Source organism: Mycobacterium sp., from assembly GCF_050701675.1.
Taxonomy (GTDB): Bacteria; Actinomycetota; Actinomycetes; order Mycobacteriales; family Mycobacteriaceae; genus Mycobacterium.
In genome coordinates this window covers 1-3929 of sequence record NZ_JBOGDD010000317.1, presented here as the reverse complement: position 1 = coordinate 3929, position 3929 = coordinate 1, and the positions used below count along the sequence as shown (strand labels likewise).

Sequence of the window (3929 nt, the reverse complement as noted above, 5' to 3'; positions counted from 1 at the left end):
GGCGATCGTCGCTACCATCCGCCGCGCCCGCCGGGAGCTCATCGCGGCGAGCATCCCGGTATGGCGAACTACCCCAGCGACCCGTCCCAGCCACGCAGTGGGACGCAACCGTCGAGCGCCAATCGATGGCTGCCCCCGATCGATCAGCCGGCGGGTTCCAGCGGTCGCACCGACCCTCGCGACGCGTTCCACCCAGGTGGCGTCGGGCAGTCCGCAGGCCGTCCGAAGGGTGCCACGGGGCGCGGCCGTGAAATGGGCTCGAAGATGTACGGGCTGTTCCAGCGGGCTGCCACCGCCGACGGCGCCGACAAGTCGGGACTGACGGCGCTGACCTACCCCGTGATGGCGAACTTCGCGGCCGACTCCGCGATGGCCGTCGCACTGGCCAACACGCTGTTCTTCGCGGCCGCGTCGGGTGAGAGCAAGAGCAAGGTCGCCCTGTACCTGCTCATCACCATTGCCCCGTTCGCCGTCATCGCTCCGCTGATCGGCCCGGCGATCGACCGCCTGCAACACGGCCGCCGCGTCGCGCTCGCCGCGTCGTTCGTGGTGCGCACCGTGCTGGCGGTGGTCCTCATCGCGAACTACGACGCGGCCACCGGCAGCTTCCCGCCATGGGTGCTCTACCCCTGCGCGCTGGGGATGATGGTGCTGTCGAAGTCGTTCAGCGTGCTGCGCAGCGCCGTCACGCCCCGCGTACTGCCACCGACCATCGACCTCGTCAGGGTGAATTCGCGCCTCACCATGTTCGGCCTGCTCGGCGGCACCATCGCCGGCGGCGCCGCCGCCGCCGGGGTGGAGTACCTGTTCGGTCTCTTCCACCTGCCGGGCGCGTTGTACGTCTGCGTCACCGTGACGGTCGTTGGAGCGTTCCTGTCGATGCGCATTCCCAAGTGGGTGGAGGTCACCGAGGGTGAGGTGCCGACCACCCTGAGCTACCACGGACCCACCGAGAAGTTCCACCGCCTGCCCGACCCGACTACGAGCAACAAGACCCGACAACCCTTGGGACGCAACATCATCACGTCGTTGTGGGGTAACTGCACCATCAAGGTCATGGTCGGCTTCCTGTTCCTCTATCCGGCCTTCGTCGCCAAGTCACACGACGCCAGCGGTTGGGAACAGCTGCGCATCCTCGGTCTGATCGGCGCCGCCGCGGGTATCGGCAACTTCGTCGGCAACTTCACCGCCGCACGCCTGCAGCTCGGGCATCCGGCCAGGCTCGTGGTGCGCGCCGCCACCGCGGTCACGGTGGTGGCGCTGGCCACCGCAGTCCTCGGCAATCTGTACGTGGCCGCGTTCGCCACGCTGATCACCTCGGGCGCCAGCGCGGTCGCGAAGGCGTCGCTGGACGCCTCGATGCAGGACGACCTGCCCGAGGAGTCCCGCGCCTCGGCGTTCGGGCGGTCCGAGTCGCTTCTGCAGCTGGCCTGGGTCGCAGGCGGTGCGACGGGCGTGTTGATCTACACCGACCTGTGGGTGGGCTTCACCGCCATCAGCGCGGTGCTCATCCTCGGGTTGGCGCAGACGTTGGTGAGCAACGGCGGCGACTCGCTGATCCCTGGGCTCGGCGGAAACCGGCCGGTGTTCGCCGAGCAGGAGAGCCGCGGCACGGCGACGGCAGCGGCGGTCCGGAAGTGAAGCGCGTCATCGCCATCCTCGCGGCCGTGGCGATCCTCGCGTCGCTTGGCACTGGCGCGCTCGTCTGGGAATTGAGCCGAACACCCGCGCCGGAACATCCCGAGATCAGCGCCTACACCCACGGCCAGCTCATCAGGATCGGCCCCTACCGGTACTGCGACGTCTATCAGATCACCACGTGCGACGTCCCCGAGACGGTCGGCCAACTGGTGGTCAGCTCACGGGATCCGGTGCAGTTGTCGGTGCCACCGTCGATCGCGAGGGCACCGTGGGTACTCATCCGCGCCTACGAGGATGGCGGCGACGCAGAAGTCGACGAGTTCCGGCCCGACACGAAGCTCGCCGTCACCGTCCCGACCGTCGACCCGCGCCGTGGCCGGTTGACCGGCATCGCGGTGCAGTTGCCCACGCTGGTCCGCGACGAGAATGGCAACGAGTTTCCGTGGCCGCATGCGGAATGGTCGGTGGCGACCGTCTGGTCCTAGCCCGCCGAGTGGTCCGTCGGCACCCGCTCCTCATCGGGCGTCGGCCCAGGCGGCGTGCCGTCGCCGAACGGCCTGCCACCCAAGGCCTCCCGGCCGTGCGGGGTGAGCCAGTTCGACAGCTCCGGGCCCTTCGGCACGATCTGCGTTGGGTTGATGTCGGCGTGCACCACGTAGTAGTGCTTCTTGATCTGCACGAAGTCGACGGTGTCACCGAACCCCGGCGTCTGGAACAGGTCGCGCGCGTAGGCCCAGAGCACCGGCATCTCGTCGAGCTTCTGCCGGTTGCACTTGAAGTGACCGTGGTAGACGGGATCGAACCGGGCCAGCGTGGTGAACAGCCGGACATCGGCCTCCGTGATCGTGTCGCCCACCAGGAACCGTTGGCCGGCAAGCCGTTCCGACAGCCAGTCCAATGCCGTGAACAGCCTGTCGTAGGACGCCTCGTAGGCGGACTGGGAGCCGGCGAACCCACAGCGGTACACGCCATTGTTGACCTCGGTGTAAACGCGCTTGGCCACCTCGTCGATCTCGTCGCGCAGCGGTTCTGGATAGAGCTGCGGTGCGCCTGGGCGGTGGTAGTCCGCCCACTCGGTCGAGAGGTCCAGCGTCATCTGGGCGAAGTCGTTGGTGACGACCTCGCCCGTCGGCACGTCGACGAGCGCGGGGACCGTGATGCCCTTCGGGTAGTCCGGGAACCGCTTGAAGTACGCGTCCTGCAGGCGCGGAATCCCCAGCACCGGGTCGACGCCGCCGGGGTCGAGGTCGAACGTCCAGCTGCGCTCGTCGTGCGTTGGGCCGCAAAAGCCAATGGACAAAACGTCTTCCAGACCCAAGAGCCGGCGGACGATGATGGCTCTGTTGGCCCACGGGCAGGCGCGGGCCACGACCAGTCGGTAGCGCCCCTGCTGCACCGGGTAGCCGTCGCGGCCATCAGCCGTGATGCGGGTCTCGATGTACTTGGTGTCGCGGTTGAACTCGCCCGTCTGGGCGACGTAGGAGGCCACGTCCACAAGTGTGGCTAGGCGTCGAGCTCCTGCGCAACCGCCTTGACCACCTCGGAGATCCGGCGAGCGGTCTTCCGGTCGGGGTAGCGACCCTTGCGCAGCTCCGGCTGCACGGCGCCCTCGAGCAGGGTGATCATGTCCTCGACCATGCCGTGCAACTCGTCGGGCGTGTGCTTGTGCTCGACGGTCGAGGCTTCGCGACGAGTCCGAACGACGCTCGGAGGCGGTTCGATCACCTTGAGGCTCAACGCCTGCGGACCTCGGCGGCCCGCCGCGATGCCGAACTCGACCTTCTGTCCCGCCTTGAGCTCCTCGACCCCGGATGGCAGCGCCGACGATCCGACGTAGACGTCCTCGCCTTCCTCCTGGGACACGAAGCCGAAGCCCTTCTCGGCGCTGTACCACTTAACCTTGCCGGTAGGCACTGGATCTCACCCGCTCGTCTCGCTCATCGTCTTCTGTCACGTCACAAAGTGAACGCGTCCCGCCAACGCAGGACGCGAATGCGATGATCCTACTCGGACGCATCCACTGCCAGCACCTGCGTTGAACCCCGACCGCCTCGCGGTCGGTAGGCTGGGAAGCAACGCTGGAGGAGACATGCGCCTGATTCTGAACGTCGTCTGGTTGATCTTCGGCGGCTTGTGGCTGGCACTCGGGTACTTCCTGGCCGGCATTCTGTGCTTCATCCTCATCGTCACCATCCCGTTCGGCTTCGCCGCGTTCCGCATCGGCATGTACGCCCTCTGGCCGTTCGGCTACACCGTCGTCGACAAACCGGGGGTCCGCCCCGGCGCGC

At 67.7% G+C, this 3929-nt stretch carries 5 protein-coding genes; 3 read left to right on the top strand and 2 right to left on the bottom strand.

The window, feature by feature from the left end; translation table 11 throughout:
* Positions 1-60 precede the first annotated feature (60 nt).
* A complete protein-coding gene (locus ACRDUX_RS09485) occupies positions 61-1641 on the top strand; it encodes an MFS transporter (protein ID WP_526413243.1) in 1581 nt (526 codons plus the stop codon).
* Complete coding sequence (locus tag ACRDUX_RS09480; RefSeq protein ID WP_526413241.1) at positions 1638-2126, top strand: DUF2771 family protein; 489 nt, start codon at positions 1638-1640, stop codon at positions 2124-2126. The genes ACRDUX_RS09485 and ACRDUX_RS09480 overlap by 4 nt, the downstream gene beginning before the upstream one ends.
* Here ACRDUX_RS09480 and ACRDUX_RS09475 read toward each other — a convergent pair.
* Positions 2123-3130 (bottom strand): glutathione S-transferase family protein, encoded by a 1008-nt coding sequence (locus ACRDUX_RS09475; protein ID WP_526413239.1) that lies wholly within the window; start codon positions 3128-3130, stop codon positions 2123-2125. The two genes, ACRDUX_RS09480 and ACRDUX_RS09475, sit on opposite strands and share 4 nt — an antisense overlap.
* Positions 3131-3144: 14 nt before the next feature.
* Complete coding sequence (locus ACRDUX_RS09470; RefSeq protein WP_526386282.1) at positions 3145-3555, bottom strand: cold-shock protein; 411 nt, start codon at positions 3553-3555, stop codon at positions 3145-3147.
* A gap of 175 nt (positions 3556-3730) precedes the next feature.
* Here ACRDUX_RS09470 and ACRDUX_RS09465 point away from each other — a divergent pair.
* On the top strand, positions 3731-3929 hold a 199-nt coding region (locus tag ACRDUX_RS09465), incomplete at its 3' end, for a YccF domain-containing protein (protein WP_526413237.1).

Coding starts and splice junctions, on each gene's coding strand:
- ACRDUX_RS09485 (WP_526413243.1), top strand. CDS start 61: ATGGCGAACTACCCCAGCGACCCGTCCCAGCCACGCAGTGGGACGCAA.